This is a genomic window from Candidatus Symbiopectobacterium sp. NZEC135, assembly GCF_025962695.1.
In genome coordinates, this window is record NZ_JAGFPF010000117.1 from 1 (window position 1) to 4,836 (window position 4,836).

The 4,836-nt window shown below is 57.2% G+C and carries 5 protein-coding genes and 1 pseudogene; all 6 read right to left on the reverse strand.

All coding sequences use genetic code 11. The features are described from left to right. Positions 1-1,414: cysteine desulfurase (locus J5224_RS23280; RefSeq protein WP_264627617.1), on the reverse strand; the 1,414-nt coding region annotated here is incomplete at its 3' end. Then, entirely contained in the window at positions 1,401-2,345 is a 945-nt protein-coding gene (locus J5224_RS23285; RefSeq protein WP_264627618.1) for a family 2A encapsulin nanocompartment shell protein, read from the reverse strand. The genes J5224_RS23285 and J5224_RS23280, both read right to left, overlap by 14 nt. Positions 2,346-2,389: 44 nt before the next feature. Further along, positions 2,390-3,565, reverse strand: a complete 1,176-nt coding sequence (moeB, locus tag J5224_RS23290) for a molybdopterin-synthase adenylyltransferase MoeB (protein WP_264627619.1) — start codon at positions 3,563-3,565, stop codon at positions 2,390-2,392. Further along, on the reverse strand, positions 3,562-3,852 hold the full coding sequence (locus J5224_RS23295) for a MoaD/ThiS family protein (RefSeq protein WP_264627620.1): 291 nt from the start codon (positions 3,850-3,852) through the stop codon (positions 3,562-3,564). Before J5224_RS23295 ends, moeB begins: the two co-directional genes overlap by 4 nt. Positions 3,853-3,918: 66 nt before the next feature. After that, positions 3,919-4,355: pseudogene (locus J5224_RS23300) on the reverse strand (Mov34/MPN/PAD-1 family protein). Further along, the coding region (locus J5224_RS23305) for a PLP-dependent cysteine synthase family protein (protein WP_264627621.1) at positions 4,339-4,836 on the reverse strand (498 nt) is incomplete at its 5' end. The pseudogene J5224_RS23300 and the gene J5224_RS23305, both read right to left, overlap by 17 nt.

Consider the following 4,836-nt stretch of genomic DNA (forward strand, 5'->3'; position numbering starts at 1 on the left):
GCAAAATGGGCTGTGCACAATGGTGCCCTGAGCGAACCGCGATCCCAGCCTGACTGAGATGACGCCCAACCGCCTCATTCTCATGCCCGGCCAACACAAACGACAGTACGCTGGTCTTCTGCGCTGCGGTGCCAACCAGCGTCAAACCGGGAATGCGTGACAGCTTTTCAATGCCATATTCCAGCAGTGCATGTTCGTACTGGGCGATATTTTCGATACCGAGCGCCGTCACATAATCGATCGCCGCCCCCAGCCCGACAGCATCGGCAATATTTCCGGTGCCCGCTTCGAACTTGTTCGGCACAGGTTGATAGCGCGTCAGTTCAAAGGTCACATCGGCGATCATGTTACCGCCCCCCTGATAGGGTTGCGCCTCGTCCCACACGTCCTGCTTGCCATACACCACGCCGATCCCGGTTGGACCGAAGATCTTGTGGCCGGAAAACACGAAAAAGTCGGCATCCAGCGCCGTGACGTTCACGGGGATATGTGAGACAGATTGCGCCCCGTCAATGGCGATACGCACGCCAAAGCGGTGTGCAATCGCCACCAGTTCCTGAATCGGCGTCACGGTTCCCAGCGCATTCGAAACGTGGGTCGCCGAAACAAACCGGGTTCTGTCGTTAAACAGACGCACGTACTCCTCGACGATCAGTTGGCCTCGTTCATCCACCGGTGCCACACGGATCACCGCACCCGTTTCCTGCGCCACCAACTGCCACGGCACAATATTGGCGTGATGCTCGAGCAGCGTGAGGATGATTTCATCCCCCGGTCGCAGTAACGGCTTCACGTAGCTGTGCGCAATCAGGTTGATGCCTTCCGTGGTGCCACGCACAAAGACAATGTTCTCGGGCCCCGGCGCGCCGAGAAAACGCGCCACTTTTTCGCGCGAGGCTTCATAGGCGTCAGTGGAGCGAGCCGCCAGCGCGTGCGCGGCTCGGTGCACGTTAGAGTTTTCATGCAGGTAGTAGTGGCTGATGCGCTCAATCACCTGACGTGGCCGCTGCGTGGTGGCAGCGTTGTCCAGCCACACCAGCGGTTTACCGTCCACCTGTTCAGACAGAATGGGAAAATCCGCACGGATACGCTCCACCGGCACCAGCCCGACACGCGCCAACGGCGCTGGCGTCCAGAGTGATGATGCGCCCGCCGTGGCGGGGGTAATCGCACTCGATGGCGCATTCGCTTGCCCCAAAGGCAGCACGCGAGGCGTATACGCGGGGTCAATATCACGCGGCACAGGAGTTCCACTGCCCAACAGCGCCAGCAGATCGCGCTCGTCTGGCAATCCGTAATCCCGCGCGGAAGGCGGCTGCCCCCAATGGTCTGACCGTGCGTCGGGCAAGCCCGGCGGTGTCAGGGCGCGGTGATTAAGCGCCGGGTTATTGAGAGTCCGGTTATTGATAGTCATAGTATTCACCCACTTCAACGTCCTCCAGCACGGCGATCGCATCATCCGCCAAAATCGCCGCAGAGCAATAAAGTGAGAGCAAGTAGGAGGCAACGCCGTTGTCATCGATGCCACGGAAGCGTACGGAGAGTCCACGCGATTGTTCGTTGGGCAACCCGGACTGGTAAAGCCCCAACACGCCGCGTTTAGCCTCACCAGAGCGAATCAGCAGGATATTGGTTTTACCGCCCTTGCCTTTCGGGTTCTTTAAACCGTCAACAAACAGCTTGTCGGAAGGGATCAGCGGAATGCCGCGCCACAAGATAAAGGTGCCACCGTGCAGGTTAACAGTAACCGGCGGCACGCCGCGACGCGTGGCCTCACGCTGAAACGCGGCAATGGCACGCGGATGCGCCAGGAAGAAAGAGGGCTCTTTCCACACCTTGGCGAGCAACTCATCCAGATCGTCTGGCGTTGGGCGTCCATTGCGCGTCTGAATGCGCTGCGACTCAGCGATATTATTCAATAAGCCGTAGTCGTCATTATTGATTAACTGGCTTTCCTGACGCTCTCTCAGGCTCTCAATCGCCAGTGCAATCTGTTCTGACGCCTGATCGAACGGGGAACTGTAGAGATCGGCAATCTTGGTATCGACGTTAACGATGGTGGCAATCGAGTCCAACTGATATTCACGCGGCTGCGTCTGGTATTCGATATACCCTTTTGGGATCTCGATACGGGTTGGGTCCTGGCTGCACAGCACATCCAGCGGTGTATCCCCCTCCACCACTTTGTTAACGCGATAGATGCCCGACTCCAGCCCCTTATAGTCGAGGAAACGGCTTACCCAGCGCGGCGTAATGGCGCCGAATTGCGGCGCAGTCTTGGTGACGTTAGCCAGTTGGTAGGCGGCTTCACGCCCCAATGCATTAATGACTTTTTGTTCTGCCATGATGATACCTTCGTCTTATTTGCCGGAAATAAAGGGGATGACTCTCAGTACTGAGGCAAACGGGTATCCACATCCCGCGCCCAAGCGTTAATGCCATCTTTCAAATTCAACACGCGGCCCTGATAGCCAGCGCGCTGAAGCGCACGGATGGCGAAAATACTGCGCTGCCCAATCTTGCAGAGGAAAACCGCATCCACCGCAGGATCAAATTCATCGATACGCCGCACGATTTGACCGAGCGGCATCACCTTAGCCTGAGGAAATTTCACAATCGCTCGCTCATGAGGCTCACGGATATCAATCAGTTGCACTGGCTTGTCTGATTCCAGCCACGCCTGTAGCTCCTTGGCGGTAACGCTCTCGATCGGTATTTCGTCGTTTGAGGGTTTAAGGCCGCAAAATTCCTCGTAATCGATCAGTGCGTGAATCGTTGGGTGCTCACCACACACCGGGCAACCCGGATCTTTCTCCAACCGCAGTTCACGCTGTTTCATTTGCCACACATCCAGCAGCAGCAGGCGACCAATCAGGCTATCGCTACCGCCGACAATCAGTTTGATCACCTCGGCGGCCTGAATGGTGCCGATAATGCCGGGCAGTACTCCAACCACACCGCCCTCGGCGCAGGAAGGTACCAGTCCAGGCGGTGGCGGTGCCGGGTACAGGCAGCGGTAGCACGGCCCCGCTTTGGCATAGAACACGCTGGCCTGCCCTTCGAACTGGAAAATAGAGCCGTAAACGGTGGGTTTGCCCAACAGTACGCAGGCGTCGTTGATCAGATAGCGGGTGGGATAGTTGTCGGTGCCATCCACCACAATGTCGTAATCCCGAATAATATCGAGCGCATTCTTGCTGCTCAGCGAGGTGTTGTAGGTCACCACCTGAACATCAGGGTTGATGGCTTTGATTTTGTCTTTAGCAGACGCCACCTTCGGACGGTCGATGTCCTTGGTGGTATGAATAATCTGGCGTTGCAGGTTAGAAACCTCAACGAAATCAAAATCCACAATCCCCAATGTGCCAACGCCTGCTGCGGCCAGATAGAGCGCGACCGGCGCGCCTAATCCACCGGTGCCGACCAACAGCACCTTCGCGCTTTTCAGTCGCTGCTGCCCCTCCAATCCCACTTCCGGCAGCAGTAAATGGCGGCTGTAGCGCGCAATCTCGGCGTGAGATAATTCGGTCAGGCGGTCGTCGGGAATGATACTCGGTGTACTCATCGCGTTGCCTCAGAGCCACCGGCAATCGCAGGCACCAGCAACACTTCATCCCCCGGATTGATGGGCGTTGCCAGACCGCCACTGTGTTTGATATTGGTGTCACCCACATACAGGTTGATAAACGCGCGCAGTTCGCCTGCGTCGTCATACAGGTGCTGCTGAATATCGGGATAACGCGTTGCCAGCGCGGCAACCAGTTCCCCGACGGTGCGCCCTTCCAGACTGACTTTTCCCTGCCCCTCGGTAAAGGCGCGTAATGCGGTAGGAATCAATAATGTAGCTGCCATCGCTTTTCTCTCTCTGTCTGTTCTATCGGGTGATAACGCTGTGCATTTGCTGTTCGGCATGTCCTATCACGGCGCCGTTTGCACACGTTCTTGTTCAAAACGTTGTCGGCTCTGCGTCAACCGCCAACTGGTCAGATCCCCGGCCTGCCGTTCGGCAACCGCCACGATGATGTAGGCGTAAAACGGCAGAGCGTGCTCGCGGTCATACTCGGACGGGATGGCCGGATGATCCGGATGGAGTGGTAAAACCCCACCACATCAACACCCTGCGCCAATGCAGTGCGCTCGGCGCGCATTGAGTCATCGGCGGTTATCACAAAGCGGTGGTATTGCTCTTCGGATTCCCGCGCATTCACGATGGGTAAAATCGCCGTAACCCGCGCATCACCGTTGGTCGAAAAATGGCCCAACAGCGCTCCGCAGCACTCATTGGGATAGGCTTTTTCACCTTCCTGGCGGATCTGGTGTGCAATTTCGGTGGTTAACTCAATCATCGGTTTCATTCCAAAAAGGGTCTGCAAGGTAGCGGGAGCCGGTATCGCACAACAGCGTTACCACCACCGCGTCGGCGGGTAAGGTGCTCGCCAGTGTAGTGGCCGCCGCAACGTTAGCGCCGGAGGAAACCCCAACAAAGATGCCCGCCCGGCGTGCCAATCGCCGCGTGGTGGCGTAGGCCTCTTCGGTGGTGACAGTGATAACGCCATCTTGCAAGGTTTCATCCAGAATGCCGGGCTTGATGCTGCTCGCCATATGCTTGGTGCCTTCAATACCGTGAAACGGCGAGGCGGGCTGAACAGCCAACGTTTGCACCAATGGGTTTTCCTGTTTGAGCCGCTGGGCAATGCCGACAAAACTGCCCGAGGTACCCATGCTGGCAATAAAATGGGTGACGCGCTGCTGCGTTTGTTGCCAGATTTCCGCCCCCGTGGTGGCAAAATGGGTCGCGGGATTGACCGGGTTGTTGTATTGGTCAGGATAGAAATA

Excerpts from the sequence above, each read along its gene's own strand:
- J5224_RS23285 (WP_264627618.1), bottom strand. The coding sequence starts at position 2,345 with ATGGCAGAACAAAAAGTCATTAATGCATTGGGGCGTGAAGCCGCCTAC.
- moeB (WP_264627619.1), bottom strand. The coding sequence starts at position 3,565 with ATGAGTACACCGAGTATCATTCCCGACGACCGCCTGACCGAATTATCT.
- J5224_RS23295 (WP_264627620.1), bottom strand. The coding sequence starts at position 3,852 with ATGGCAGCTACATTATTGATTCCTACCGCATTACGCGCCTTTACCGAG.